The 26982-nt window shown below is 68.8% G+C and carries 22 protein-coding genes; 10 read left to right on the forward strand and 12 right to left on the reverse strand.

Going from position 1 to position 26982, the window contains the following annotated elements:
• Positions 1–147: 147 nt before the first annotated feature.
• Genes CSC65_RS00635 through coaBC form a run of 3 tightly spaced genes read right to left on the reverse strand, consistent with a single transcriptional unit; the run spans position 148 to position 4199 of the window.
• A complete protein-coding gene (locus tag CSC65_RS00635) occupies positions 148–2472 on the reverse strand; it encodes a phosphomannomutase/phosphoglucomutase (RefSeq protein WP_162408034.1) in 2325 nt (774 codons plus the stop codon).
• Positions 2473–2499: 27 nt separating this feature from the next.
• Positions 2500–2961 carry a dUTP diphosphatase gene (gene dut / locus CSC65_RS00640; protein WP_425501289.1) on the reverse strand — a complete coding sequence of 154 codons (462 nt, stop codon included), beginning with the start codon at positions 2959–2961 and terminating at the stop codon, positions 2500–2502.
• 5 nt (positions 2962–2966) lie between these two features.
• Positions 2967–4199 carry a bifunctional phosphopantothenoylcysteine decarboxylase/phosphopantothenate--cysteine ligase CoaBC gene (coaBC, locus tag CSC65_RS00645; RefSeq protein WP_162408036.1) on the reverse strand — a complete coding sequence of 411 codons (1233 nt, stop codon included), beginning with the start codon at positions 4197–4199 and terminating at the stop codon, positions 2967–2969.
• Positions 4200–4294: 95 nt separating this feature from the next.
• Here coaBC and radC point away from each other — a divergent pair, with 95 nt between their 5' ends.
• From radC to CSC65_RS00670, 5 genes are all read left to right on the forward strand, one after another.
• The gene (gene radC, locus CSC65_RS00650) at positions 4295–4969 is read left to right on the forward strand and encodes a RadC family protein (RefSeq protein ID WP_162408037.1); all 675 of its coding nucleotides are present in this window, start codon (positions 4295–4297) and stop codon (positions 4967–4969) included.
• 55 nt (positions 4970–5024) lie between these two features.
• Positions 5025–5609: a DUF1697 domain-containing protein gene (locus CSC65_RS00655; RefSeq protein ID WP_162408038.1), complete on the forward strand. Its 585-nt coding sequence runs from the start codon at positions 5025–5027 to the stop codon at positions 5607–5609.
• A gap of 35 nt (positions 5610–5644) precedes the next feature.
• Positions 5645–7333 (forward strand): arginine--tRNA ligase, encoded by a 1689-nt coding sequence (argS, locus tag CSC65_RS00660; protein ID WP_162408039.1) that lies wholly within the window; start codon positions 5645–5647, stop codon positions 7331–7333.
• A gap of 41 nt (positions 7334–7374) precedes the next feature.
• Entirely contained in the window at positions 7375–8112 is a 738-nt protein-coding gene (locus tag CSC65_RS00665; RefSeq protein ID WP_162408040.1) for an SPOR domain-containing protein, read from the forward strand.
• Positions 8113–8340: 228 nt separating this feature from the next.
• Positions 8341–9090 carry an SDR family NAD(P)-dependent oxidoreductase gene (locus tag CSC65_RS00670; protein ID WP_162408041.1) on the forward strand — a complete coding sequence of 250 codons (750 nt, stop codon included), beginning with the start codon at positions 8341–8343 and terminating at the stop codon, positions 9088–9090.
• 66 nt (positions 9091–9156) lie between these two features.
• Here the strand turns inward: CSC65_RS00670 and CSC65_RS00675 are convergent, their stop codons facing one another.
• Together CSC65_RS00675 and speA are read right to left on the reverse strand one after the other, a co-directional pair.
• Positions 9157–9834 (reverse strand): MarC family NAAT transporter, encoded by a 678-nt coding sequence (locus tag CSC65_RS00675; RefSeq protein WP_162408042.1) that lies wholly within the window; start codon positions 9832–9834, stop codon positions 9157–9159.
• 94 nt (positions 9835–9928) lie between these two features.
• Entirely contained in the window at positions 9929–11818 is a 1890-nt protein-coding gene (speA, locus tag CSC65_RS00680; RefSeq protein ID WP_162408043.1) for an arginine decarboxylase, read from the reverse strand.
• A 154-nt stretch (positions 11819–11972) separates the two neighbouring features.
• Here speA and speE point away from each other — a divergent pair, with 154 nt between their 5' ends.
• A complete protein-coding gene (gene speE / locus CSC65_RS00685; protein WP_162408044.1) occupies positions 11973–12833 on the forward strand; it encodes a polyamine aminopropyltransferase in 861 nt (286 codons plus the stop codon).
• A 162-nt stretch (positions 12834–12995) separates the two neighbouring features.
• On the opposite strand, the gene CSC65_RS00690 is transcribed toward speE, so the two are convergent.
• Together CSC65_RS00690 and CSC65_RS00695 are read right to left on the reverse strand one after the other, a co-directional pair.
• Positions 12996–13241 (reverse strand): SHOCT domain-containing protein, encoded by a 246-nt coding sequence (locus CSC65_RS00690; protein ID WP_162408045.1) that lies wholly within the window; start codon positions 13239–13241, stop codon positions 12996–12998.
• A gap of 164 nt (positions 13242–13405) precedes the next feature.
• Positions 13406–13744, reverse strand: coding sequence for a P-II family nitrogen regulator (locus CSC65_RS00695; protein WP_162408046.1), 339 nt, complete (start codon positions 13742–13744; stop codon positions 13406–13408).
• Positions 13745–13923: 179 nt separating this feature from the next.
• Here CSC65_RS00695 and ubiK point away from each other — a divergent pair, with 179 nt between their 5' ends.
• The 3 genes from ubiK to CSC65_RS00710 all read left to right on the forward strand — a co-directional run bounded on the left by ubiK (position 13924) and on the right by CSC65_RS00710 (position 18108).
• Positions 13924–14202 (forward strand): ubiquinone biosynthesis accessory factor UbiK, encoded by a 279-nt coding sequence (gene ubiK / locus CSC65_RS00700; RefSeq protein WP_162408047.1) that lies wholly within the window; start codon positions 13924–13926, stop codon positions 14200–14202.
• A 7-nt stretch (positions 14203–14209) separates the two neighbouring features.
• Positions 14210–15730 (forward strand): YifB family Mg chelatase-like AAA ATPase, encoded by a 1521-nt coding sequence (locus tag CSC65_RS00705; protein WP_162408048.1) that lies wholly within the window; start codon positions 14210–14212, stop codon positions 15728–15730.
• A 290-nt stretch (positions 15731–16020) separates the two neighbouring features.
• A complete protein-coding gene (locus CSC65_RS00710; RefSeq protein WP_162408232.1) occupies positions 16021–18108 on the forward strand; it encodes a S9 family peptidase in 2088 nt (695 codons plus the stop codon).
• Positions 18109–18226: 118 nt separating this feature from the next.
• On the opposite strand, the gene CSC65_RS00715 is transcribed toward CSC65_RS00710, so the two are convergent.
• Entirely contained in the window at positions 18227–19393 is a 1167-nt protein-coding gene (locus CSC65_RS00715) for a putative peptide maturation dehydrogenase (RefSeq protein WP_162408049.1), read from the reverse strand.
• 81 nt (positions 19394–19474) lie between these two features.
• Between CSC65_RS00715 and CSC65_RS00720 the strand changes: the two genes are divergently transcribed.
• On the forward strand, positions 19475–19792 hold the full coding sequence (locus CSC65_RS00720; protein WP_162408050.1) for an NHLP-related RiPP peptide: 318 nt from the start codon (positions 19475–19477) through the stop codon (positions 19790–19792).
• Here the strand turns inward: CSC65_RS00720 and CSC65_RS00725 are convergent.
• The 4 genes from CSC65_RS00725 to aceB all read right to left on the reverse strand — a co-directional run bounded on the left by CSC65_RS00725 (position 19777) and on the right by aceB (position 26960).
• Complete coding sequence (locus tag CSC65_RS00725) at positions 19777–22350, reverse strand: putative peptide modification system cyclase (RefSeq protein WP_425501282.1); 2574 nt, start codon at positions 22348–22350, stop codon at positions 19777–19779. The genes CSC65_RS00720 and CSC65_RS00725 overlap by 16 nt on opposite strands.
• Positions 22351–22360: 10 nt before the next feature.
• On the reverse strand, positions 22361–23398 hold the full coding sequence (locus tag CSC65_RS00730) for a GGDEF domain-containing protein (protein ID WP_162408052.1): 1038 nt from the start codon (positions 23396–23398) through the stop codon (positions 22361–22363).
• Positions 23399–23756: 358 nt separating this feature from the next.
• Complete coding sequence (aceA, locus tag CSC65_RS00735) at positions 23757–25049, reverse strand: isocitrate lyase (RefSeq protein WP_162408053.1); 1293 nt, start codon at positions 25047–25049, stop codon at positions 23757–23759.
• A 204-nt stretch (positions 25050–25253) separates the two neighbouring features.
• Positions 25254–26960 (reverse strand): malate synthase A, encoded by a 1707-nt coding sequence (gene aceB, locus CSC65_RS00740; RefSeq protein ID WP_162408054.1) that lies wholly within the window; start codon positions 26958–26960, stop codon positions 25254–25256.
• Positions 26961–26982 lie beyond the last annotated feature (22 nt).

Genomic DNA, 26982 nt, shown 5'->3' on the forward strand with positions numbered 1-26982 from the left:
GCTCGACGGGCCTTGCCGGACCGCCGCATCCGGCGGCATGCGATGACGTCGAGGGTCGGCGCCTCGTGGTCCACGCGTTCCGAGGAGGTGTCACGCGCCCCCAGGGACGGTCCGGCACCCGACAGGTGCCGGCAACGCCAGCAGGCCTCAGAACTCCAGCGTCGCGTCCGGCAACAGCGCGCGCAGCTGCTCGCGATAGAGGTCCTTGATCCGCGCCAGCGCGGCCTGGTCGTCGGCCTCGAAGCGCAGCACCAGCACCGGCGTCGTGTTGGACGCACGCAGCAGGCCCCAGCCATCGTTCCAGTCCGCGCGCAGGCCGTCGATGGTGGTCAGGCGCGCGCCGGCGAACGGCGCATCCTCCACCTGTGCGGCCGAAGCGAACCTGGCCACCACCGCATGCGCGTCGCCAGCGACCGGCACCTTGATCTCCGGGGTCGACACGCTGTCGGGCAGTTCGCCCAGCACCTCGGACGGGGTCTCCATCCGGCCGGCGAGGATCTCCAGCAGGCGCGCGGCCGAATACAGGCCGTCGTCGAAGCCGTACCAGCGCTCCTTGAAGAAGAAGTGGCCGCTCATCTCGCCGGCCAGCTCCGCCTCGGTCTCGCGCATCTTCGCCTTGATCAGCGAATGCCCGGTCTTCCACATCAGCGGGCTGCCGCCCTGGCGCAGGATGTAGTCAGACAGCTTGCCGGTGCACTTCACGTCGTAGATGACCAGCGCGCCCGGATTGCGCTGCAGCACGTCGGCTGCGTACAGCATCAGCAGGCGGTCGGGGAAGATGATCTGGCCTTCCTTCGTGACCACGCCGAGGCGGTCGCCGTCGCCGTCGAAAGCCAGGCCCAGGTCGGCGTCGAAGCGCTTGACCATCTGCACCAGGTCTTCGAGGTTGTGCGGCTCGCTCGGGTCCGGATGGTGGTTGGGGAAGCTGCCGTCCACGTCGCAGTACAGCGGGATGACTTCGGCGCCGATCGCTTCCAGCAGGCGCGGCGCGATGTCGCCGGCCACGCCGTTGCCGGCATCGACGACCACCTTCAGCGGCCGCTCCATCTGCACGTCGTCGGCGATGCGGCGGATGTAATCCTCGTCCACCGCCTGCTGCTGCAGCGAACCGGTGCTTGCGGCGCGGAGCAGGTTGTTGTCGCGGATGCGTACGTACAGGTCCCGGATGGCGTCGCCGGACAGGGTCTCGCCGCCGACCACGACCTTGAAGCCGTTGTAATCGGGCGGGTTGTGGCTGCCGGTCACCGCCACGCCGCTGCCGGCGCGCAGGTGGTAGGCGGCGAAATACACCACCGGGGTCGGCACCATGCCCACGTCGATCACGTTGCGGCCGGCGCGGCGCAGGCCCTCGATCAGCCCGCTGGCCAGCTCGGGGCCGGACAGGCGTCCGTCGCGGCCGACCACGATGTCGGTCAGGCCCTGCTCGGCCATCACGCTGCCGATCGCCTGGCCGATCCAGGCCGCGACCTGCGGGGTCAGCTCGCGGCCGACCACGCCGCGGATGTCGTAGGCGCGGAAGATGCCCGGCTCCAGGGCCACCTCCGCCGCCGTGGGCGCGGTGCGCACCGGCGCCGGCGGCGCCGCCTCCAGCTCCCGCTGGATGGTTTCCCCGAGCGTAGGGACTTCCTCTTCGATGGCGCCTTCGGCGACGCGGCGGCGGCGCTGCGGCAGCTTGCCCCAGGCCAGCAGCATCACCCCGATGGCCAGCAGCGCCAGCACCACGGCGGCGACCAGGCAGGGCAGCGCGCCGAGGCCGAATGGCCCGCGGGCCACGTCCGGCACCGCGGCCGCGGCACGCAGCCCGGTCTTGCCGACCTCACGCGAAAGCACATCCGCGCTTCCGCCCAACTCGGCATTGCCGCGCTCGATCACGTTGTAGCCGCCTTGGCGCAGCGCCAGGTAGGCACCTCCGGGGACGGCGGCCTTCTCCAGCCCCGCAGCCAGCGGGGCCACCGGCAGGCGCACGTAGGCGACCGCGGGTGAACCGGCCAGGCTCACCGGGATGGCAACACCCAGGCGCGGAGCCTGGTCCTCGCGCACCACCGCGACCACGGCGGCGCCTTCGTTCATCGCTTTTTCCAGCAGGCCCAGCCGCGCGTAGCCGAAGCGTCCCGCATCGGCATAGGCCGGACCCAGGTCGGCGGTCAGCACCTGCGCCTGTTCGGCGTCCGTCCAGCCGTCGGTGAGCGCGGCGGCGGCGGCGGCGGCATCGCCGGCCGCGAGCGCGGCCTGTACGTCCGGGCGCTTGATCCGCTCGTCCAGGGTCCGGGTCTGCGCCACGAGCGCAGCCGTGGCACTGGCCACCAGTCCGTCGCGGGCGGCGGTCAGTTGCTGTTCGCGGGCATCCGCCCGCCATTGCGCCACACCGCTCCAGGCGAACCACGCGGCCAACAACGCCAGCAGCGCCGCCAGCAGCGGCGCGCGCTTCCTGAACTCCCCCGCTGGCACCCGGCCTGCATCCATATGGCTCATCACCCCGAAACTCCCCCTGTTATACGGTTAACGCACGCCGGTGTGGCCGAAGCCCCCTTCGCCACGCGCACTGCCCGCAAAAGTATCCACCACCTTCAGTTTCGCACGCACGATTGGTGCCAACACCAGCTGGGCGATGCGGTCGCCGGGCTGGACCGTGAACGGGTCCCGCCCCCGGTTCCACAGGCTGATCAGCAGCGGCCCCTGGTAATCGGCATCGATCAGGCCGGTGCCGTTGCCGAGCACGATGCCGTGCTTGTGGCCCAGTCCCGAGCGGGGCAGGACCAGCGCGCACAGGTTCGGGTCGGCGACATGGATGGACAGGCCGCTGGGCACCAGCGCCGCGTCGCCCGGCAGCAGGACCAGTTCGGTCTCCAGCGCCGCGCGCAGGTCCATGCCGGCGCTGGCCTCGGTCGCGTACTCGGGCAGCGGCCAGGTATCGCCGAAACGCGGGTCGAGCAGCCGCACTTCCAGTTCGGTCGAGGCCATCGGACTCATGCCTGCAGCCGCTGCGCGACCAGCTCGACCAGCCCGTCGGCCAGGCGGACCTTGGGCGCGGGCGGGAAGTCGCGCTCGCCGCCGGGCCAGTACGCGGTCATGGCGTTGTCGTCGCTCTCGAACCCCGCCCCGGGCACCCCGACGCGGTTGGCCACGATCAGGTCCAGGCGCTTGGCCGCCAGCTTCTGCCGGGCGTAGTCGGCGATGTTGTCGGTCTCGGCGGCAAAGCCGACCACCAGCTTCAGGCCGGCATCCTCGCGGCGCGCGACTTCGGCCAGGATGTCCGGCGTGCGCACCAGGTCCACGGCGAGCGTCTCGCCAGTCCCGGTCTTCTTGATCTTGTTCGGCGAGAACGCGCGCGGGGTGTAGTCGGCGACCGCCGCCGCACCGATATAGATGTCAGCCGGCAATGCGGCCGAAACCGCCTCGCGCATCTGCGCGGCCGAGCGCACGTCGACCCTTCGCACGCCAGGCGGCGTCTCCAGTTGCACCGGACCGGCGACCAGGACCACCTGCGCGCCCTGCCGGGCGGCGCTGGCGGCCACGGCGAAACCCATCTTGCCGCTGCTGCGATTGCCCAGGTAACGCACCGGGTCCAGGTCTTCGTAGGTCGGGCCGGCGCTCACCACCACCTTCAGGCCCTGCAGCAGGCCCGGGCCTGCCTGCACGGCCGTGGTGGAGGCCAGTTCGGCGACGATGGCGTCCGGTTCGCGCAGGCGACCCGGGCCGGACTCGCCCTCGGCGAGCGGGCCGTCATCGGGTCCGATCACCTGCGCGCCGCGCGCGCGCAACACCGCCACGTTGGCCACGGTCGCCGGGTGCTGCCACATGCGGTGGTTCATGGCCGGGACCACCGCGAGCGGTGCCTCGGTCGCCAGGCACAGGGTGCTGACCAGGTCGTCGGCCAGGCCATGGGCCAACCGTGCCAGCAGGTCGGCGGTCGCCGGGGCGACGACCACGCGATCGGCCCAGCGCGCCAGTTCAAGATGTCCCATCGCCTGCTCGGCGCTGCTGTCCCACAACGTGGTGCGCGCCGGATGGCCGGAAAGTGCCTGGAAACTGAGCGGGGTGACGAACTGCTGCGCGCCGGCGGTCATCGCCACCTGCACTTGGGCACCCGCTTCGCGCAGGCGCCGCACCAGTTCCAGTGCCTTGTAGGCGGCGATCCCGCCGCCGACGCACAACAGGATCCGCTGCCCGCCGAGCGGGCCGGTGGCCGAAGCTGTCACCTGGCATTTTCCTACGCTGAACAGGGCGACCAGCTTACTCCAAGCACCCCCGCGCACCGATGCCCGCGTTCAGCGGAAAACGGCAGCCTGCGGTCATGCATATCCGCGACTGGCCCAGCCACGAACGTCCCCGCGAAAAACTGCTCGCCCGGGGCGCGGGCGCGCTTTCGGACGCCGAACTGCTGGCGATCTTCCTCGGCTCGGGCCTGGCCGGCCGCGACGCGGTGCAGACCGCGCGCGAACTGCTGGCCGCGCACGGTCCACTGCGCAGCCTGCTGGACCATCCACCATGCGAGCTGGCCCGCCTGCCCGGGCTGGGCCCGGCCCGCGCTTGCCAGCTGGCGGCCGCGCTGGAACTGGGCAACCGCCACCTCGCCGCGGCGCTGGAGCGCGGCGACGCGTTGACCGACCCGGTCGCTGCCGGCCGCTACTTCGCCCGGCGCCTGCGGCCGCGCCCGCACGAGGTGTTCGCTGCGCTGTTCCTTGACACCCGGCACCGCGCGCTGGCGTTCGAAGAGCTGTTCCAGGGCACCATCGACGGGGCCGAGGTGCATCCGCGCGAAGTCGTCCGCCGCGCCCTGGCGCACAACGCCGCGGCGGTGATCGTCGGCCACAACCATCCCTCCGGATGCAGCGAGCCTTCCGCTGCCGACCGCGCCGTCACCGTGCGCCTGAAGCAGGCGCTGGCACTGGTGGAAGTCCGCCTGCTCGACCACTTCGTGGTCGGCGACGGCGAGCCGGTATCACTGGCTGCGCGCGGGATGGTCTGAACCCCACGCTCGCCGGCACGGTAGATTGAAGGCCCGTTCCCGCCGGAAATCCGCGATGACCGCCTACGCCGCCCTGCTGCGCGCGGTCAACGTCGGAGGCACCGGCAAGTTGCCCATGTCCGAGCTGCAGGCGATGTGCGAAGCCGAAGGCTATGCCGGCGTGCGCACCTACATCGCCAGCGGCAATGTGGTGTTCCAGACCGCACTCGGCGAGGCGCAGGTCAAGGCGGCGCTGGAGCGGCGACTGCACGAGTACGCCGGCAAGCCGGTGCGAGTGCTGGTCCGCACCGCCGCGGAACTGGCCCGGATCCTGGCGGCCAATCCCTTTCCGGACCAGGCGCCCAACCGCACCGTCGCCATCCTCCTGGACGATGTGCCGTCCCCCGACGCGCTCGTGACCGTGGTCCACCAGCGGAACGAGCGCCTGGCGCTGGGCGAACGGGAGATCTACGTCGACTACGGCACCGGGATGGCCGATTCCCGGCTGCGGATCCCGGCCGGGGACGTCGGCACCGGCCGCAACATGAACACCATCGCCCGGCTGGCGGCGATGACCGCCGCGCTGGGGATGGACCCGCCGGCGGCACCAAGCGCACCCGCGGCCAGGCCACCCCCGGCCCGGGCGCGGCGGAGCAGGTAAAATGGCCGACCGAACCGCATGAACCGCCTCCCCGAGTGAAGACCCTCCTCAACGCCCTGATCATCCAGGGCATCGACGCACTGCGTGCCGCAGGCACCGTGCCGGCCGACGCGGCCACTCCCGACTTCGTGGTCGAGCGGCCCAAGACCCGCGAGCACGGCGACTTCGCCACCAACGTGGCGATGCTGCTGGCCAAGGCCGCGCGCACCAATCCACGCGCGCTGGCGCAGGCGCTGGTCGCCGCACTGCCCCCGAGCGAGGACGTGGCCCAGGTCGAGATCGCCGGGCCGGGCTTCATCAACTTCCGTCTCGCACCGGGCGCCTGGCAGCGCGAAGTCGCCGCCGCGCTGCGCCATGGCGACGAATACGGCCGCAACACCTCCGGCCAAGGCCACACCGCGGGCGTGGAGTACGTGTCGGCCAACCCGACCGGGCCACTGCATGTGGGCCACGGCCGCGCCGCGGCGATCGGCGACTGCATCGCGCGCGTGCTCGACGCCAACGGCTGGACGGTCAAGCGCGAGTTCTACTACAACGACGCCGGCGTGCAGATCGAGAACCTGGCGCGCTCCACCCAGGCGCGCGCGCGCGGCTTCAAGCCCGGCGATGCGGAATGGCCGGCGGAAGCCTACAACGGCGACTACATCCAGGACGTGGCCGACGCCTACCTGCGCGGCGACGCCGTGCAGATCGAAGGCCACAGCGTCACCGGTGCGGGCGACCCGCAAGATACCGATGCGATCCGGCGCTTCGCCGTGGCCTGGCTGCGCAACGAGCAGAACCAGGACCTGGCCGCATTCGGCGTGGACTTCGACATCTATTTCCTCGAGAGCTCGCTGTACACCGGCGGCAAGGTCGAGGAAACCGTGCGCGAGCTGGTGGCCAAGGGCCACACGTACGAAGAGGGCGGCGCGCTGTGGCTGCGCACAACCGACTTCGGCGACGACAAGGACCGCGTGATGCGCAAGTCCGACGGCACCTACACATACTTCGTGCCGGACGTGGCCTACCACCTGAGCAAGTGGCAGCGCGGCTACGAGCGCGCGATCACCGAACTGGGCGCCGACCACCACGGTTCGCTGGCGCGGGTGAAGGCCGGCCTGCAGGCGCTGGACGTGGGCATCCCCAAGGGCTGGCCGGAATACGTGCTGCACCAGATGGTCACGGTGATGCGCGGCGGCGAAGAGGTGAAGCTGTCCAAGCGCGCCGGCTCGTACCTGACCCTGCGCGACCTGATCGAGGAAGCCGGCCGCGATGCGACGCGCTGGTTCCTGATCGCGCGCAAGCCCGATTCGCAGCTGGTGTTCGACATCGACCTGGCCCGCCAGCAGAGCAACGACAACCCGGTGTTCTACGTGCAGTACGCGCATGCCCGCGTGGCCGCGCTGCTGCGCCAGTGTGCCGAGAAGGGCTACGCGTACGACCAGGCCAACGCGCTCTCGCGCCTGGCGCTGCTCGACGACGAAGGCTCGCTGTCGCTGATGGTCGAACTGTCGCGCTGGCCGGAGACGGTCGAGGCGGCTGGCCAGTCGCTGGAACCGCACCTGATCGCCCAGTACCTGCGCGACCTGGCCTATGCTTTCCACACCTGGTACGCGAATACGCCGGTACTGGTGGAGGACGCGGACCTGCGCGACGCGCGACTGGCCCTCGCCCTGGCGGTCCGCCAGGCACTGGCGAACGGACTTGGACTGCTCGGCGTCAGCGCGCCGGAGCGGATGTAACGCGCTGCATCCATCGCGCTGAATAACGGAGACAGGTAGTAATGGCGGCAAGACGTGGCAAGAACCAGGCACGACGCAACGGCGGCAGCAATGGCCGTCCGGCGTGGGTCTGGGTGGTGGCCGGACTGGCGATCGGCGCGGTGGTGTTCCTCGCAGGCCCGGGCCTGTTGAAGAAGGACGGCGACGGCTTCGTCCGCTTCGGACCGCAGGCCAATCCCGACGCGCAGCCGGCGCCGATCGCCGACACCGAAGCGATCGCCGAGACGCCGGGCACGGAGACGCGACCGGCCGAAACCGCGCCGCAGTACGACTTCTACACGGTGCTGCCCGGCAACGAAGTGCGCATGTCCGATGCCGAGCTGGCGGCGAGCGCACGCGAAGAAGATGCGCGTCGTGCGCAGGACGAGGCGCGCCGCGCCCGGGATGCACTGGAAGGTCGTGCCCCGGCGCCCGCCGCGACGACTGCCGCCGCGCCCGCGACGGCGGTGGCGGCGACCGACACCAGCCCGACGCAGGTCGCCAGCGCCGCCCCTGCGGCGGCCGATGGTGCGCGGTACATCCTCCAGGCTGGCGCCTTCGGTACTTCCAACGACGCCGAGCAGGTCAAAGCCAAGATCGCACTGCTCGGCCTGAGCGCGCGCGTCGAATCCGGCCAGGCGGCTGGCAAGACCGTGTATCGCGTGCGCATGGGGCCGTACGGCACCGCCAGCGAACTGGCCGAAGCCAAGCAGAAGCTCGCCAGCGGCGGCCTGCCCGCGATGGCGATCAAGGCGCAGTAAGTCCGCGCAGCAAGTCCGCTTGGCGGAATTACCCCCAAGGTTTGCAGATGCAAACCTTGGGCCCCGCGCCCGCTAAACCCACAACCCCCACGCCTGCCGGCGCGCCCCCTAGACTCAAGGGGCTGATTCTTCGGCCGATGTTTTCGGCAGAAGGACTTGCGCCATATCCGGCGGACCGCTGCCCCTGATGGTGCGAGAATCAGCGGGCTTCTTCCAAAGGAAATCGCGATGTCCAAGACCGCCCTCATCACCGGCGCCACCTCCGGCTTCGGCCTGGCCGCCGCACGCCGCTTCGCCGCCGCTGGCTGGAAAGTCGTTGCGACCGGTCGCCGCGGCGACCGCCTGCAGGCGCTGGTCGACGAACTGGGCGCTGCGAACGTGCACGCGGCGCAATTCGACGTGCGCGACGCGGCGACGATGGGCGCGGCGATCGACGCGCTGCCCGAAGGCTTCCGCGACATCGACGTGCTGGTCAACAACGCAGGCCTCGCCCTGGGCACCGCCTCGGCGCAGCAGGCCAGCCTCGAGGACTGGCGGGTCATGATCGACACCAACATCACCGCGCTGGTGACCCTGACCCATCGCCTGCTGCCCGCACTGGTCGCGCGCAAGGGCGTGATCATCAACGTCAGTTCGGTGGCCGGCGTTTATCCGTATCCGGGCGGCAACGTGTACGGCGGCACCAAGGCCTTCGTCAGCCAGTTCTCGCTGAACCTGCGCACCGACCTGCACGGCAGCGGCGTGCGCGTGACCACGATCGAGCCGGGCATGGCCGAGACCGAATTCACCCTGGTGCGCACGCACGGCAACCAGGTCGCATCGGACACGCTGTACAAGGGCGCGCAACCGATGACCGGCGAAGATATCGCCGAGCAGATCTTCCACGTCGCCACCCTGCCGGCGCACCTCAACATCAACCGGCTGGAAATCATGCCGGTGACGCAGTCGTTCGCCGGATTCCAGGTCTACCGCGGCTGAGGCCGCGCGCGGATCCGCTACGCTTCCCCCGTCCCGATCGACGGCCGAACCGCGCAGCGCCACCACTCAGCGCAGCAGCGCGGCCACTTCCTCGGCGACTTCGTAGAAGCCGTTGATCACGAACTGCACGCCGATGCAGACCAGCAGGAAGCCCATCAGCCGCGAGAACGCCTCCACGCCGCTGTTGCCGAGCACGCGCATGATCGCGCCGGAACTGCGCAGGCACAGCAAAAGGATCAGGCTGGCCAGGAAGAACGTGAGCGGCGGCGCCGTGTGCATCACCCACTCGGCATAGGGCCGCTCGTCCTGCACGGCCGCCGCGGTGCTGATGATCAGGGCGATCGTGCCCGGGCCGGCGGTGCTGGGCATGGCCAGCGGAATGAACGCGATGTCCTCGGTGCGGCGCTGGCGCAACTCCTCGTTGCGGCGCTCCACCTCCGGCGTCTCGTCGAGCTTCTGCTGCGGGAACAGCATGCGGAAGCCGATGAACGCGACGATCAGCCCGCCGGCGATGCGCAGGCCGGTGATCGAGATGCCGAAGACGTTCATCACCAGCTGCCCGGTGTAATACGCCGTCGCCATGATCACGAACACGTAGATCGCGGCCTTGAGCGCCTGCCGGTCGCGCTCTTCCTCGCTCATGCCGCGCGACAGGCCCATCAGCAGGGCTACCGTGGTCAGCGGATTGGCCAGGGGCAGCAACGTCGCCAGGCCGATGCCGACCGCCTTCAACAATTCAAGCACGCAGTGACTCCCGCCGGGTCCGGGAGTCACGATACACGCCCCGTCGTTTCGTCGCACCGCCGCCGGCGGTGCAACCCGGTGCAGGCACGCCGGATCAGGCCAGCGGTTCGTCCGACAGGTAGGTGTAACCGGTCAGGCCCGCTTCCAGCGCCTCGGCCAGCGCCAGCGACTCGGCTTCCGGCAGCGCCGCGTCGTGCACCCGCTGCGCGTAGGCCTGCCGCAAGTCGTCGAGGCGGTAGCCGACGTAGTCGAGCATCACGTCGGTGGTGTCGCCGCGGCGCTGCTGGGTCAGCTCGTAGCCACCACCGGCGGTCAGCCGCACTTCCACCGCGTCGGTGTCGCCGAACAGGTTGTGGATGTCGCCGAGGATCTCCTGGTACGCGCCGACCAGGAAGAAGGCCAGACAATAGCTCTCGCCATGGCGCACCGGGTGCAGCGGCAGCGAGGTATCCAGGCCACCGTGCTCGACATAGGTCTTCACCGTGCCGTCCGAATCACAGGTCATGTCGGCGATCACGCCACGCCGCGTCGGTGCCTCGTCCAGGCGGTCGATCGGGACGATCGGGAATACCTGGTCGATCGCCCAGGCATCGGGGATGGATTCGAACACGCTGAAGTTGACGAAGTACTTGTCGACCAGGCGGTCGTTGAGCTCGTCCAGCACCGCTCGATGGTTGCGCTCGCCCATGTCCAGGCGCGCGCGCACGCCGTGCGCCACGGCGTAGAACAGGTCGTCGACACGGGCGCGCTGCGGCAGGTCGATCTGGCCCAGCGCGTAGGCCGAAAGGCCTTCGGCATGGAAGTGCTGGGCTTCGTGGAACAGCTCCAGCGGCGGTCGCCGGTCGAGGTCGCCATGCAGTTCGCGCAGGTGGCGGATCGCGGCCGGCTCGTCGTCGTGCACGTCGGGCACGCGCCCCTCCGGCGCGGTCTCCACCTCGGTCGTGTTGGCCACCAGCACGGCGTGGTGCGCGGTCATCGCGCGGCCGCACTCGGTGACGATGCGCGGCGGCACCAGCCCCTGCTCGGCGCAGGCCTCGGCCAGTGGCTGGACGATGTTGGCCGCGTACTGGGCCAGGCCGTAGTTGATCGAGCACTCGCTGCGCGAGCGGGTGCCTTCGTAGTCGATGCCCAGGCCACCGCCCACGTCCATGTAGCGCACCTTCGCGCCCAGCCGCGACAGCTCGCTGAAATAGCGCGTGGCTTCGCGCATGCCATTGGCGATGTCGCGCACGTTGGAGATCTGCGAGCCCATGTGGAAGTGCAGCAGCTGCAGGCAGTCGCTCATGCCCGAGTCGCGCAGCGATTTCCACAGGTCCAGCAGCTGGCGCGGGGACAGGCCGAACTTGGCCTTGTCGCCGCCGCTGTTCTGCCACTTGCCCGCGCCCAGCGAGGCCAGGCGCATGCGCACGCCCAGGCCGGGGCGCACGTCGAGGTTGCGCGCCTCTTCCATCACCAGCGCCAGCTCGGAGGGCTTCTCGATGACGATGAAGGTCTCCAGGCCCAGCTTGCGGCCGATCAGCGCCAGCCGGATGTACTCGCGATCCTTGTAGCCGTTGCAGACGATCAGCCCGCCGGGCCGCGACAGGGCCAGCACCGCCATCAGCTCCGGCTTGCTGCCCGCCTCCAGGCCGAAGCCCTCGCCATGGTGGCTGGCCAGGGTGCCGGCCACGCCGCGATGCTGGTTCACCTTGATCGGATACACGGCGGTGTAGCCGCCGGCGTAGTCCCAGTCGGCCATGGCCTGGGCGAAGGCGGCCTGCAGCCGGCCCAGGCGGTCGCCGAGGATGTCCGGGAAGCGCAGCAGCAAAGGCAGCTGCATGCCCTGGGCGCGAGCGGCCTCCACCAGCGCCGGCAGCGCCAGCGACGGACCGCCCTCGCCGCGCGGCAGCACCTGCATGGCACCCTCGGCCACGTCGAAGTAACCGCCGGACCAGTGCGGGATGGACCAGGTCTTGCGGGCGAGGTCGGCGGACCAGTCGCTCATCGGCGTAAAACTCGGGCTGCAATGAAGGACGCGCATTCTAACCCCGGCGTTCAGAAGGGTCCGTTACAATGCGCGCCCTTCGCCACCGGCCCGCCTGCCGGACCGGCCCGCCCCCTTACGACGCCCCTACGCGCCCAGCCCCACGAGGACCGCCATGAGCACCCAGGACAACTGGTACATCGAGCACTTCGAGCCGACCGGCTCGGCCATCGGCTACCGGATCAAGGCCAAGCTGGACGAGGTGCAGTCGCCGTTCCAGAAGATCGAGATCTACAGCACGACCGACTGGGGCAACCTGATGCTGATCGACGGCGCGGTGATGCTGACCAGCCGCGACAACTTCCTGTACCACGAGATGATCGCCCACCCGGTGCTGTTCACCCACGCCGCCCCCAAGCGCGTGGTGATCATCGGCGGCGGCGACTGCGGCACGCTGCGCGAGGTGCTCAAGCACCCGGGCGTGGAGAGCGCGACCCAGTGCGACATTGACGAGCAGGTCACGCGCATGGCCGAGAAGCACTTCCCGGAGCTGTGCGATTCCAACGGCGATCCGCGCGCCGAGCTGCTGTTCGACGACGGCGTGGCCTACATGGCCAACTGCCCGGCCGGCAGCGTGGACGTGGTCATCGTCGACTCGACCGATCCGGTCGGCCCCGCCGAAGGCCTGTTCAACAAGGACTTCTACGCCAGCTGCTTCCACGCCCTGAAGGACGACGGCATCCTCGTGCAGCAGTCCGAATCGCCGCTGGCCCAGCTGGAGCTGATCAAGTCCATGCGTTCGGAAATGGGCAAGGCCGGTTTCTCGACGTTCAAGACCCTGCCGTTCCCGCAACCGTGCTATCCGACCGGCTGGTGGAGCGTGACCCTGGCGCGCAAGGGCCAGGGCTTCGGCTTCCGTGACGGCGATGCGGCCGCCAAGACGTTCAAGACGAAGTACTACAGCGCCCACCTGCACCAGGGCGTGCTGGTCGCGCCGCCGTTCGTGGCGGAGGCGCTGGGCGAAGCGCAGGGCTGAAACGCGGTCAGATCCCGCGCACGGGGTCGAAGCCAGCCGGGAGCGACCAACCCTGCTGCGCGCTCTCCCTGCGTTCGCCGGCGACGGCGCGTGTATGACTGAAATGCCCCGCCATGGCGGGGCATTTTCTTCGCGGTCGTGCCGCAGCGACGGGCGTCGCGTTCACGCCAGCAGCTTGGCCTTCTCCGCGGCGAACTCCTCGTCGCTCAGCACGCCGCTCTTCTGCAGTTCGGCGAGCTTCTGCAGCATCGCGAGTTTCTCGTCGGTCATGCCGGCCGCCGGTGCCGGTGCGGCAGCCGTTTCCGACGGGGGTGCCGCAGCGTTCCCCCTGCCCATCACCGCCTTGGCGGTGCCTGTGATGACCGCGGTGCGTGCCACCGTTCCAAGCAGGCTTCGGGTCCTTCTCATGGCCACCCTTCCTGTCAGTTCATGCGGCCGGGCCGCATCCCGCACCGTCGCGCAATGGCAAGGTGCGCAGCCACTCTACGCCCGCCGGCAAGGGCAAACATGACTAGGGCAGCGCAGGTCCCGTGTGACAGGCGCAGTCTCCGGCCATGCGCCGGACCTGCTCCTTACAGCGCGTCGGCGTCCAGCTCGCCAGTACGGATCCGCACCACCTGGCCCAGGTCATAGACGAAGACCTTGCCGTCGCCGATCTTGCCGGTGCCCGCCGCGCGCACGATCGCCTCCACCACGGACTCGACCTGGTCGTCGGTGACGGCGACTTCGACCTTCACCTTCGGCAGGAAGTCGACCACGTACTCGGCGCCGCGGTACAGCTCGGTGTGGCCCTTCTGCCGGCCGAAACCCTTGACCTCGGTGACGGTGATCCCGGCGATGCCCTGGCCCGACAGCGCCTCGCGCACGTCGTCCAGCTTGAACGGCTTGATCACGGCCATGATCATCTTCATCCGGGAACTCCAGTGGTGGGGCAGGCAGACAGGATAACTCGACCCGCGCTTGCCACGTCCGCGGGCCTCCGGTCCAATGCCGACGCATGCTTCGGACTTTTCCGACCGCATGCACCGCCACCGCCCGATTCCCGCCGTCGCAACGCCGGCGCATGCTGCCCCCAACGCCGGAGAACCCCATGATCGACCTCAACCACATCGACGACCTCGCCCGTCGGCTCAGCGAGCTGGTCCCGCCGGGACTGCGCGCCTCCGGCGAAGAACTCCAGGCCAGCTTCCGCAGCGCGCTGCAGGCCGGCCTGGGCAAGCTGGACCTGGTCACCCGCGAGGAGTTCGACGTGCAGCGCGCGGTGCTGCTGCGCACCCGCGAAAAACTGGAAACCCTGGAGCGCACGGTCGAGGAGCTGGAAGCGCGCCTGCACGCCGCCAGCCAGCCGCCAGCCGCCAGTCCGTACTGACGCCGCCATGGGCCTGGCGCTGGTGCACAGTCGCGCCCGCGCCGGGATCGCCGCGCCCCCGGTGCAGGTGGAAGTACACCTGTCGGGCGGCCTGCCTTCCACACAGATCGTCGGCCTGCCGGCCGCAGCGGTGCGCGAATCGCGCGACCGCGTGCGTGCCGCGATCCTCTGCGCGCAGTTCGAATATCCACAGCGCCGCATCACCATCAACCTGGCCCCGGCCGACCTGCCCAAGGACGGCGGCCGCTTTGACCTGCCGATCGCCCTGGGCATCCTTGCCGCCAGCGGCCAGATCGACCGCGACGCCCTGGCCGGCTGCGAGTTCCTCGGCGAGCTGGGCCTGACTGGCGAACTGCGACCCATCGACGGCGTGCTGCCGGCCGTGCTGGCCGCCACGCGCGCCGGGCGCCGCCTGGTGGTGCCGGCCGGCAGCGGTGCCGAGGCGGCGCTGGCCCGCGATGCCGAGGCCTACGTCGCCCGCACCCTGCTGGAAGCCTGCGCCGGGCTCGGAGGACAGACCCCGCTCCCGCGGGCGCAGGCGGCGCCCGTGCAAGGGGAAGGTCCGAACCCCGGCACCGCAGCCGACATGGCCGATGTGCGTGGCCAGGCCCAGGCCCGGCGTGCGCTGGAGATCGCCGCCGCCGGTGGACACCATCTTCTGATGAGCGGACCGCCTGGTTGCGGCAAGACCCTGCTCGCCTCGCGCCTGCCCGGACTGCTGCCGGAGGCCTCCGAGGCCGAAGCGCTGGAGACCGCCGCGGTCGCTTCGATCAGTGGGCGCGGCTTCGATCCGGAACGCTGGCGCCAGCGCCCCTGGCGCGCGCCCCACCACGGCGCCAGCGCGGTCGCCCTGGCCGGCGGTGGCAGCCCGCCGCGGCCGGGCGAGATCTCGCTGGCGCACAACGGCGTGCTGTTCCTCGATGAACTCCCCGAATGGAACCGTGCCGCGCTGGAAGTGCTGCGCGAGCCGCTGGAATCCGGGCGGATCACCGTTGCCCGCGCCGGGCGCAGCGCCGAATTCCCCGCGCGTTTCCAGCTGGTCGCGGCGATGAACCCCTGCCCGTGCGGCTGGGCGGGCGACCCGTCCGCGCGCTGCCGCTGCACGCCGGACCGGATCCGGCAGTACTGGAGCCGGATCTCCGGGCCATTGCTCGATCGCATCGACCTGCACCTGGCCATGGCCCGGCTGCCGCCACGCGCGTTGCGCGCCGACACGCCGCCGGGTGAGTCCAGCACGACGATCCGCGGACGCGTGGTCGCCGCGCAGGCGCGCCAGCACCGGCGCGGCGGTCCGCTCAACGCCCATCTGGACTCCGCGGCCCTGGCGTCCGCATGCCAGCTCGATACGCGAAGCCAGGACCTGCTCGAACAGGCCGGCGAACGCCTGCAGCTGACCGCGCGCAGCCTGCACCGGGTACTGCGCGTGGCCCGCACCATCGCCGACCTCGATGGCGAGGGCGCCATCACCACGGCCCACCTGGCCGAAGCACTGGGCTATCGCGCGCCGTTGCACGCCGGTGGTCGTTGACGCGCGGGCTTGCAGTCCGGCGGGCGGGCGCTGCGCCGCTTGCGCACCCCGCAAATTGCGGCGCGATGCCCTGCGTGCTGGCTGTCCCGGCACCCAAGGCACCGGTCGCACGCACGCACCCGCCCGGCGGCGCCTTCAGCCCCTCGCGGGCGGCGCCCCCCCTCCCATCGGTCATGCCCCTGGTTTAACGCGTCGGCAACGACGTCGGCCCGCCCATGCGCTAGCGTGGCGTTCCAATGCCATCCCGGCATCCCCGGAGCCCGCCACCCATGCATCGCTCGCACACGTCACTGCGCACGACCCTGCTTGTCTCCAGCCTGGCCCTGGCCCTGTCCGCCTGCGGCGGCAAGCAGGACGACACCACGGCCGCGGCCAACGCCACGCCCGAAGCACCCGCCGTGCCGAAGGAAGTGGAACTGATCCCGCGCGAAGCCCTGTTCGGCAATCCCGAACGTGCCGGCGTGCAGATCAGCCCCGATGGCAAGTACCTGAGCTGGATCGCGCCGGTCGACGGCGTGATGAACGTATGGGTCGCCCCGGCCAACGATCCGTCGGCCGCGCGCGCGGTCACCGAAGACAAGGCGCGCGGCATCCGCAACTACTTCTGGTCCTACCACCCCGACACGCTGCTGTACCTGCGCGACAGCGGCGGCGACGAGGACTTCCACCTGTACTCGGTCGACCTGGCCAGCAACCAGAGCCGCGACCTCACCGCGTTCCCGAAGACCACCGCGCAGGTGGTCGGGGTCAGCCCGACCCAGCCCGGCAGCATCCTGGTCGGCATGAACGACCGCGACGCGAAGTGGCACGACCTGTATCGCGTCGACCTGGCCAGCGGTGCGCGCACCCTGGTGGAGAAGAACACCCAGGAGATCGCCGGCTACATCGCCGATGGCGAATACAACCTGCGCTATGCCCAGCGTTCGCGCCCGGACGGCGGCATGGACATCCTCAAGCGCGCCGGCGATGCGTGGGAGAAGTCCGACGACATCCCGTTCGAGGACGTGCTGACCACCAGCACCCTGGGTCTGACCAACGATGGCAAGACCCTGTACCTGGCCGACTCGCGCAACCGCAACACCTCGGCGCTGTATGCGGTCGACAGCGCGACGGGCGAGCGCAAGCTGCTGGCCGAAGACGCGCGCGCCGACATCGGCGGCGGTTTGAGCGACCCGCGCACCGGCGAGCTGCAGGCAGTCTCGGTGAACTACCTGCGCGAAGAGTGGAAGCCGCTCGGCGATGCGCTGGCGGCGGACCTCAAGACCCTGGAGGCGATCGGCCCGGGCGAGGTCGGGGTCAACTCGCGCACGCTCGACGACAAGACCTGGATCGTCACCTACTCGGCCGCCGAATCGCCGGTGGTCTATTACCGCTACGACCGCACGCCCGGCGCGGAAGGCAAGTTGACCAAGCTGTTCTCCGCGCGCCCGGCGCTGGACGGCAAGCCGCTGGCGCCGATGTGGCCGCTGGAAATCAAGTCGCGCGACGGCCTCAACCTGATCAGCTACCTCACCCTGCCACCGCAGGCCGACGCCAACGGCGACGGCAAGGCCGACCACCCGGTGCCGATGGTGCTGCTGGTCCACGGCGGTCCGTGGGCGCGCGACGACTACGGCTACAGCAGCTACGACCAGTGGCTGGCCAACCGCGGCTACGCGGTACTCGGGGTCAACTTCCGCGGCTCGACCGGCTTCGGCAAGGAGTTCACCAACGCCGGCGACGGCGAATGGGCCGGCAAGATGCACGACGACCTGATCGACGCGGTGCAGTGGGCCGTCGGCCAGGGCATCACCACCGACGACAAGGTCGCGATCATGGGCGGCAGCTACGGTGGCTACGCGACCTTGGCCGGCCTGACCTTCACCCCCGACACCTTCGCCTGCGGCGTGGACATCGTCGGCCCGTCCAACCTCAACACGCTGCTGGCCACCGTGCCGCCGTACTGGGCCAGCTTCTATGAGCAGCTCGCCAAGCGCATGGGCGACCCGCGCACCGAGGAAGGCAAGAAGTGGCTGACCGAGCGTTCGCCGCTGACCCACGCCGACAAGATCACCAAGCCTTTGCTGATCGGCCAGGGCGCCAACGACCCGCGCGTGAAGCAGGCCGAAAGCGACCAGATCGTCGACGCGATGAAGGCCAAGAACATCCCGGTGACCTACGTGCTGTTCCCCGACGAGGGCCATGGTTTCGCCCGCCCGGAGAACAACAAGGCCTTCAATGCGATCACCGAGAACTTCCTGGCCAAGTGCCTGGGCGGGCGCGCCCAGCCGATCGGCGAGGACCTCAAGGGCTCCAGCGTCACCGTGCCCGCCGGCTCCGATGGCGTCGAGGGCCTGAGCGCGGCACTGCAGGCGCATACGCAGGACGTGCGGAAGTAACAGCGCGGGGCGCCGATCCTTCGGCGCCCCGTTTTCCATGATTCGCCATCAGTTCGGCGAGGCCTGTGCGGTCGCGGCCGTACGTGTCCGTGGCAAAAAAGCGTTTCTCAGCCAGCGCCTAGGACTTCCAGACCTCGCCCAGCGGGTCCAGCTCCATGGTTTCCATCGCCGGCGCGCGCCAGCCGAATCCACACACGGCCAAAGCACCTTCGTTCATCGAATCCAGGCCGAATGCTTCATCCAGCCATGTCTCATTGATTGCGCATGTCACGTACGCGGCGAGGCCAGCTTCGGTGGCAGAGAGATATAACGTCTGCGAAAGATGCCCCGCCTCGAGCAAGACGGCCCTATATGCCTTGGGATGCTGCCGATACTTCCAGAAATTGCGAGCGTAACGAGGCGCCATGACCACCATTACGTGTGCATCGGCAAACCAGTCCTGAGCGGCGACCGCGCGCAGCATGAGCTCCTGAAGCGGAACGACCGGATCGGGCAAGTGCCGCAACGCATGCGCGACTGGATCATAGTGATACAGCCCCGGTTGAACTCCAGCGACATCCCGTATCAAAAGGTACGCCTCGACCGGGTGCAGCCCGCCTCCCGAGGGACTGCTCTTCTTCAAGAAGACCGTATCTTCAGTTACCCGTACGGAGGCGTGTGCCGAGAAGACCCGCTCCAGCAACTGGGCTGTCAGCTCTAGCGGGACCGTGCGGTTCAGATCGAAGTTCCGGCAGGTGGTACGGCGGCGAAGCAACCTGTCGAAATCGACATGATTACTGCGAGGCAGGGAAATGGATTCGCCGGCCATCTCGTGGGCAATCCGCTCCGGCGGCGGCGGTCCGAGCTGGGCACGCAGTTCTGCTGCGGTTTCTGTCCCGCCTTTCCGCATGGCCGCTACCGAGTCGGTCTCACTCCAGCGAGTGAGCCCGTGAACCAGCGCCGAAAGTGGATGCCAATGCGCGCTCCGTAGCGCATCGTCCTGCCGCAGGTAATAGGCGTGAGCCGGGTCATCGGCCACGACCAGACCTGCGTGAACAAGACGGGCCAGAGCGAGCTGGCTTTCGTCCGGAAACGTTTCCAGTTCGACCCACTTCTGCGGGCTCAGCTGGCCGAACAATTTGCACTCTTTTGGGTCCAGTGAGTGCTCTCGACCGGTATGGGGTGCCAGTGCGATCCAACCCATATCGCGCACCACCCCATTGCCGCCCTCCAGCAGGTTGGCCAAGTCGAAGCGCACACTTTCCCGGGGCTCCAGATAAACCACCCCACATCGCCGAATCCGCACAAGCGCTCCCTATGCAAGCACAATTTTCCCGCTAAGCTTTCGCCCCGAACCCATCCAAGACGGATGGCAAAGGGGAAACCGATGTCAGACAAGATTCCGGGCGCATCACCGACGCCCCTCCCTCCCGACGTCGCCGAACGCCTGCTTGACCTGCTTTCTACCGACGATGAATTCCGCCAGCTTTTCGCAAAGGACCCGGTATCCGCGCTCCTGAAGGCAGGCTACAAGCCGAGCGACGAAGATCTGAAGCAGCTTCGGTCCAACATGAAAGTCGGATCCCTGGCTTCCAAGGACGAAATTGCAAGCGGACGGGATGAACTCAAATCTTCGCTCACATCACTTCTCTGCATGCACCCGATCCAGCTCAATGCGGGCTCTTCCGGTCAGAAATCGGAGTGAGAAGACAAAACCTGCGCCGGCGCAGACCTCTGCGCGTCCATGCGCCGGCGCAGGACATCTTGATCGCCTGCATCTGACTTGAGCGCAGCGATATGCGCTTGGGCCAGCCGTGAATCAACGACATTCAGGGGTTGCTGGCACCAGGAGCAGCCGTATTCGCCATAGGAACGTCCGCGATGGGAAGCCAGCCAATTGGCATTGGCTAAAGCCTCTTCTCTATTTCCTGCCAGCATGTGCGCCTCCATAAGAGCCACACGTGCCTGCACGGGCTCCGTGTCGTCCATAAGGGGCTGCAGTATCTCTATGGCCACTTTCGGTTTCCCGTCATTCGCTGCCCGCCGCGCGCGCATAACGGCGGCCAGTGCGCTGACCGGCTTCAACGATGCGACGTCAGGCGCACCAGCCAGTGCCGCCTCGACTTGCGCAGCGAGTTTGGTATCGCCCAGACGCTGGGCGAAAATCGCCGCATACAACGCAGTCATCGCGTCTCCGCGCCGATCGGTAACGCTCTTTGGCTGGGCAAAGGCCTGCAATGAGAGCTTGACCATCCGACCAAGCTCTTCAATGGCGACGTCTCGATCGCCATCCGACCACAGCGCCACGGCGAGCGGCATGAGACTTTGGCGAGAACGGCTGGGGAACTTATGGGAAAGCTCCACCAAACGCTCGGATTCGACGCGCGCCTCGCTCCACTTTCCTTGATCCAAATAGATCGAAACCCTGTCGAAGTAGGGCACTGAAAGAGATCGCTCGGGGGGCCAGGCTTGCTCAGCCTCCGTGAAGTTCCCCTGGGCGGCATTCCAAACGGATTTCCAGACACAAGCACTGGTCACGGAACTTTCGCAAGCAAACTTCAACGGCTCAAGCGCTCGCTTGTAGTCGTCTCGGGCCAGACGCATTCTGCCGAGATGCTCGGATGAGAGCGCGGAGAATTCGCTTTGCGGGGATACAGCCCGCGCCGCAAACTCTTCGGCCCTTGCGTATTCGTTTAGAACAGCAAGCTCATAAGCCGCGTTGGTCTGAGCGGGGAAGAAGTCCGGATACATCTTTGCCATCTGCATCCAGGCCAACGAAATCTTTTGAGGTTCGTCGACCTGTGAGCCCCAAGAATCCAGATAGACCTGATCTCTTGGCGTCAGATTCTGGCGAAGTGCCTGGGCATGGCGCAGGAAGGGCAGGCCTTCCTGTAGGTGGTCCGTTGCATTCAGGGCGCGTGTCACGCCCAGGTGAGCAAGGGCGAACTCCGGGTCCAGAGATATGGCCTGCCCGTAGAAGCCACGGGCCTGCTCGTACTCCCCTTTCCCATACGCCTCCTGGCCCAGCGCGTAGGCTCGCAGAGCATCCAAGCTTCGTGTGGACACTTGAGGCAGGGGCTTGGAATTCGTCGCCAATTCGATCTGACCTTCGCCAAGTTTTGACCGCAGGAGCGACGTCACCCCATCTATGGAAGTCAGAACCGAATCGAGGCCAGCCCCATCCTCAGAGGCGGAATAAATGGTTTGTGCAGTCGCCGGATCTATCAGTTCCAAGCTGACACGCACCTTGCCCCCCACCTCGGAGACTGTAGGAAGGATCACGGCGCGAGCACCATCACGGATCGCAACTTCCGACGCGGTTGTCCGGTCAAGGGTTGTATCGGCGGGCCGGCGCATACGCGCCAGGCTGTCACGCACCTTCAGATCGCTCAGCACATTGACGTATCGCGACTGCTCCAGGCTGATCCGGAATGCCTGCTCCAGCGAATCGTCGAGCACGGTCTGGCCGGTGAGGTTGCGCAGGTCGCCCACCACCACCCAGTCACGCTCGGAGAACGCGATCGCCGGTTCGGGGCGGGTCATGAACCAGCCGCCCACGATCAGGCCGGAGACCACCGCCAGCTCGGCCGCCAGCGCGATGGGGCGTCGCCAGGCCGGGATGTCACGCCGTGCCTTCGCATCGCCGCGCGGTGCGCGCAGCGGGGCCAGTCCAGGCTCGCCGACCTCGTGGATCTCCTGTATTTCCGGCAGGCCCTTGAAGTACCAGCGGCCGTGCGTGCGCCAGTGCAGCGCCTCGCCGCGCTCGCCCAGCTCGCGGGACGCACGGCGGACCAGCGGTTCGGTGATCGAGGAGATCAGGATCTGCCCGGGCCGCGCCAGCTGCATCAGGCGTGCGGCGAACGGCTTGGCGAGGCCCTCGACCTCGATCGGCTTGGCGCCGGCACTGATGGCCTCGTCGCTGTTGCGCCAGATCAGCACCTCGCCAACATGCAGGCCGGCGCGCGCCAGCATCGGGCCGATGCGGTGCGCCTGGCCCAGCGCATCCAGGCCACGCCGGTAGTCCAGGGCGAAGCCCAGGCCGTCGAGCGGACGCTCGAACAGCAGCAGCAAACCATCGGATCGGTCGATCAGGCGGCCGCGCCAGCGCTGCTGCAGTTCCAGCACCAGGCGGTCATGGTCGCGGAACAGGGTGGCCGCGGTGCTGTCGCCCAGCCGCTCCACCAGGCTCGTGGAATCGCACAGGTCCGTCAGCAGCAGGGTTCGCAGCTGCGGGGCGTGGGCGTCGTGTGGCATGCCGTCCATCGTCGCCGGCTCAGGGTCCCGGCGACCCGAGGTCGTCGATCCAGAACGCGCGGTTCCCGCCCATGCGCTTGGCCTCGTACAGCGCCGCGTCGGCGCGCGCGTACCAGTCGTTCCAGTCCTGCTCGGGCTCGACCATGCAGGCGCCGACGCTGACCGGGCAGATGGTCGGCACGGCCTGCTGCAGTTGCAGCAGGTTGCGGGTGGTGGCGACCACGAACTCGGCGTAGCGCATCACGTCCTCGCGCCTTTGCGCCGACACCAGCAGGCAGAACTCGTCGCCGCCCAGGCGGCACGGCACGTCGTTGGCGCCGGCGACCGAGCGCAGGATGCCGGCGATGTTCTGCAGCACGCGGTCGCCGACGAGATGGCCATGGTCGTCGTTGACCTGCTTGAAACGATCGCAGTCGACCAGCACCAGGCCCATCGATTCCTTCATGCCCAGGCGCCGGCATTCCTGCAGGTGCAGGGTCAGGCCGCGCCGGTTGTACAGGCTGGTGAGTTCGTCGGTGCGGATCAGCTCTTCGGTCTGGTTGAGCTGGTGGGTGGTGGCGTAGAGGTTGTCCAGCGCCGTTTCCAGGTCCTGGTTGCGGCGGCGCAGCTGCCGGATCAGGCTCTGTTCGTTGAGCACCACGCGGGTGATCGAGCGGCGCAGGAACTGCGCGACCAGGCCAGGATCGCGACCGACCAGCTGCTGGAATTCCTCCTCGCCCAGCTCGATCACGCGTCCGTCGCTGGTGGCCACCGCGTCCGCGCTGCGGGTGTGTTCGCCGATCAGCAGGCCCAGTTCGCCGAAGAATTCCTGCGGCCCCAGCTGCTTGGTGGCCAGGTCATTGCCGAAGTCCAGTTCGACCCGGCCATGGTCGATGACATACATGAGGTCGCCGGTATCGCCGCGGCGGAAGATGCGCTCGCCGGACCGCACCGCGCGGGCACGGCCCACCGCGGCGAAAAGATCGAACTCGCACGCAGCCAGGGCGGCGTTTCCGCCACCACTGCCATCCTGCTCGACTCTGTCTCGGACGTTGCGCGTCACGCCGTCGCTCGACATCCCACGGCTCCCATACCCGGCCCCCCCCCGGATCAGCACGGAGCATACCATCGCCCCGCGTACGGAACGGGGGAAAAGCCGGCCCCCGGGCGCCGATGGTCGGACCGGAATGACCACCGGGCGATCGGAGCGGGACCCGGCCCGGCGGACGGGCCTGCGGGACCGCCGCAACCGGCCGCATCCCGGGCGCCGCGGAGTTCCTCATGGTTGCGACCCCCGTTGCCGGCCAGACGCCGGCTCCTACAGGGGTTAACGTCGGAACTGGGGTGGCGGCGGCCTGGAAAGGGGCGGGTGCGCCCCCCCCCGGGCCCACCCGCCGCGCCCACCCCCTACTGGCGGGCGGGCCGAACCTGCGTGCTCAGGCCGCGACGCGGTCGTGGAACTGTTCTTCCTCGGTCGAGCCCTTCAGCGCCGTGGTCGAGGACTGCCCCTGCTGGATCGCCTGGGTCACTGCGTCGAAATAGCCGGTGCCGACCTCGCGCTGGTGCTTGACCGCCGTAAAGCCCTTTCCGGCAGCGGCGAACTCCGCCTCCTGCAGTTCGACGAACGCGCTCATCTGGTTGCGCGCGTAGCCGTGGGCCAGGTTGAACATCGAGTAGTTCAGCGCGTGGAAGCCGGCCAGGGTGATGAACTGGAACTTGTAGCCGTAGCTGGCGATCTCCTTCTGGAACTTCGCGATCGTCGCGTCGTCCAGGTGCTTCTTCCAGTTGAAGCTGGGCGAGCAGTTGTAGGCCAGCAGCTTGCCCGGGTACTTCGCGTGGATCGCTTCGGCGAACTTGCGCGCGAACTCCAGGTCCGGCTTGCCGGTCTCGCACCAGACCAGGTCGGCGTACGGCGCGTAGGCCAGGCCGCGGCTGATCGACTGGTCCAGGCCGTTGCGCACCTTGTAGAAGCCCTCGACGGTGCGCTCGCCGGTGCAGAACGCCTGGTCGTTGGGATCGATGTCGGAGGTCAGCAGGTCGGCGGCCTCCGCATCGGTGCGCGCGACCAGCAGCGTCGGCACGCCCATCACGTCGGCGGCCAGGCGCGCGGCGTTGAGCTTCTCGATCGCCTCCCGGGTCGGCACCAGCACCTTGCCGCCCATGTGCCCGCACTTCTTGACCGAAGCTAGCTGGTCCTCGAAGTGCACGCCCGAGGCGCCGGCTTCGATCATCGCCTTCATCAGCTCGAAGGCGTTGAGCACGCCGCCGAATCCGGCCTCGGCGTCGGCCACGATCGGCTGCAGGAAGTCGATGCTGTCGTCGCCCTCGGCATGCTGCAGCTGGTCGGCACGCAGCAGTGCGTTATTGATCCGGCGCACCACCGACGGCACCGAGTCGGCCGGGTAAAGCGACTGGTCCGGATACATCTGCCCGGCCAGGTTCGCATCGGCGGCGACCTGCCAGCCCGACAGGTAGATCGCGTTCAATCCCGCCTTGACCTGCTGCATGGCCTGGTTGCCGGTCAGCGCGCCGAGCGCGTTGACGAAGTCCTTCTCGTGCAGGTAGCGCCACAGCTTCTCGGCCCCGAGCCTGGCGATCGAATGCTCGACCGGGACGGTGCCGCGCAGGCGGACCACGTCCTGCGCGCTGTAGTTGCGGGTGATGCCGGCCCAGCGCGGGTCGGTATTCCATTCGTGCTGGATCTGCTCGGCGGTCTTCAGCGTGGTCATGGTGTTTCTCCGTGGGGCCTGGTTGGTAAGCAGCGGGGAGTTATCGGTGTGCGTTTTTTGTAGGAGCGGGCATGACGGCGACACGGGCGTCGGAATCACGAAGACGTCGCCTGTGTCGATGGCGTTGGGTCGCGGTCATGCCCGCTCCTACACAGCGGCGCTGGTCGCGACCCGGACATAAGCGGACCGGGCCGCGGGTGTCAGTCAGTCGATGCGGGCGTAGGCCGGCAGGGTCAGGAACTCGACCAGCTGGCAGGCGCGGGTCAGTTCGTCGAGCAGGGCGATCGCCTCGGGAATGCGCCTGCCGCCCGGCAGGGTGGCGGTATCACCCAGTCGCCCCGGCAATGCGGCCAAGGTCCGTTCGAACAGGGCGAAATCGATCACCGTGCCGTCGGCCAGGTGGACCGGGCTGCCATCGGCATGGCGGCCGCGCGGATCGGAGTGGTGCAGCCACTGCCACAGCTGCGCGCGCGCGATCTCGGCGGTGGCCGCGTCCTCCATCAGCCAGTGGATCGGCACGCAGCCGTTGCCGTCCAGCCAGGAGGCGATGTAGCGCACGCAGACCTCGACGTTGTTCTCGAAGCCTTCGCGGGTGATCGTGCCTTCGCTGGGACGGATCAGGTCGTCGCGGCTGGCGTGGACGTCCTCGCGGCGCACGTGGTGCTGGTGCGGCGTGGGCATGTGCGCATCGAAGATCGCGCGCGCCACCGGGATCAGCGCCGGATGCGCGACCCAGGTGCCATCGTGGCCGGCGGTGACCTCGCGCAGCTTGTCGGCGCGCACCCGCGCCATCGCCTGCTCGTTCGCCGCCTCGTCGCCGGCGATCGGGATCTGCGCGGCCATGCCACCCATCGCGTGCGCGCCGCGACGGTGGCAGGTGCGGATCAGCAGTTCCGAATAGGACTTCAGGAACGGCTGGGTCATCGTCACCTGGCCGCGCTCGGGCAGCACCCGGTCGGCGTGCGCGCGGAAGGCCTTCAGGTAGGAAAAGATGTAGTCCCAGCGCCCGCAGTTCAGGCCGACGATGCGGTCCTTGAGCGCATGCAGGATCTCGTCCATCTCGAACACCGCCGGCAGCGTCTCCACCAGCACGGTGACCTTCATCTGCCCGTGCGGCAGGCCCAGCATCGCCTCGACGTGCGACAGCGCGGTTTCCCACAGTGCGGCTTCTTCCATCGACTGCAGCTTGGGCAGGTAGAAGTACGGGCCGCGGTCGTTGGCCATCAGCGTGCGCGCGTTGTGCCAGGCGAACACCGCCATGTCGAACAGGCCGCCGGCGATCGCCTCGCCGTCGATGCGCACGTGCTTCTCGTCCAGGTGCCAGCCGCGCGGACGCACGATCAGGACCGCACGCTCCTCGTACGGACGCAGCCGGTACTGCTTTCCGGTGTCGGCTTCGAAGGTGAGCGTGCCGTCCACCGCCGCGGCCAGCGCACGCTGGCCAGCCAGCAGGTTGCGCCAGGTCGGCGCGGTCGAATCCTCGAAGTCGGCCATGTAGCACTGCGCGCCGGAGTTCAGCGCGTTGATCACCATCTTCGGGTCGGTCGGACCGGTGATCTCCACGCGGCGGTCCAGCAGTGCGCGCGGGATCGGCGCCACGGTCCAGTCGCCGCTGCGCAGCGCCGCGGTATCGGCGCGGAAGTCGGGCAGGCCGCCGGCGTCGAAGAAGGCCTGGCGTTCGCGGCGCGCCGCCAGGCGCGCGCGGCGCTCGGGTTCGATCGCCCGGTGCAACGACACCAGCAGGCCCAGCAACGGCGCAGGCAGCAACTGCTCCTGGCCGGCAACGCGTTCGGTCAGTGCAAGCCCGGCAGCGGCGCGTCCACCCGAGGGGACGGAGGCGGCGGGTACCGGGCGGCTGGCCGGACGGGTCGACGGAATGGAGGGAATTGCGGCGGTGGCGATGGCGGACATTGCAGGCTCCATGACGCTGCGG

It is taken from the genome of Pseudoxanthomonas daejeonensis (assembly GCF_010093205.1).
Lineage (GTDB): Bacteria > Pseudomonadota > Gammaproteobacteria > Xanthomonadales > Xanthomonadaceae > Pseudoxanthomonas > Pseudoxanthomonas daejeonensis.

Coding starts and splice junctions, on each gene's coding strand:
- CSC65_RS00635 (WP_162408034.1), bottom strand. CDS start 2,472: ATGAGCCATATGGATGCAGGCCGGGTGCCAGCGGGGGAGTTCAGGAAG.
- dut (WP_425501289.1), bottom strand. CDS start 2,961: ATGGCCTCGACCGAACTGGAAGTGCGGCTGCTCGACCCGCGTTTCGGC.
- radC (WP_162408037.1), top strand. CDS start 4,295: ATGCATATCCGCGACTGGCCCAGCCACGAACGTCCCCGCGAAAAACTG.
- CSC65_RS00655 (WP_162408038.1), top strand. CDS start 5,025: ATGACCGCCTACGCCGCCCTGCTGCGCGCGGTCAACGTCGGAGGCACC.
- CSC65_RS00665 (WP_162408040.1), top strand. CDS start 7,375: ATGGCGGCAAGACGTGGCAAGAACCAGGCACGACGCAACGGCGGCAGC.
- CSC65_RS00670 (WP_162408041.1), top strand. CDS start 8,341: ATGTCCAAGACCGCCCTCATCACCGGCGCCACCTCCGGCTTCGGCCTG.
- speA (WP_162408043.1), bottom strand. CDS start 11,818: ATGAGCGACTGGTCCGCCGACCTCGCCCGCAAGACCTGGTCCATCCCG.
- speE (WP_162408044.1), top strand. CDS start 11,973: ATGAGCACCCAGGACAACTGGTACATCGAGCACTTCGAGCCGACCGGC.
- CSC65_RS00690 (WP_162408045.1), bottom strand. CDS start 13,241: ATGAGAAGGACCCGAAGCCTGCTTGGAACGGTGGCACGCACCGCGGTC.
- CSC65_RS00695 (WP_162408046.1), bottom strand. CDS start 13,744: ATGAAGATGATCATGGCCGTGATCAAGCCGTTCAAGCTGGACGACGTG.
- ubiK (WP_162408047.1), top strand. CDS start 13,924: ATGATCGACCTCAACCACATCGACGACCTCGCCCGTCGGCTCAGCGAG.
- CSC65_RS00705 (WP_162408048.1), top strand. CDS start 14,210: ATGGGCCTGGCGCTGGTGCACAGTCGCGCCCGCGCCGGGATCGCCGCG.
- CSC65_RS00720 (WP_162408050.1), top strand. CDS start 19,475: ATGTCAGACAAGATTCCGGGCGCATCACCGACGCCCCTCCCTCCCGAC.
- CSC65_RS00725 (WP_425501282.1), bottom strand. CDS start 22,350: ATGGACGGCATGCCACACGACGCCCACGCCCCGCAGCTGCGAACCCTG.
- CSC65_RS00730 (WP_162408052.1), bottom strand. CDS start 23,398: ATGTCGAGCGACGGCGTGACGCGCAACGTCCGAGACAGAGTCGAGCAG.
- aceA (WP_162408053.1), bottom strand. CDS start 25,049: ATGACCACGCTGAAGACCGCCGAGCAGATCCAGCACGAATGGAATACC.
- aceB (WP_162408054.1), bottom strand. CDS start 26,960: ATGTCCGCCATCGCCACCGCCGCAATTCCCTCCATTCCGTCGACCCGT.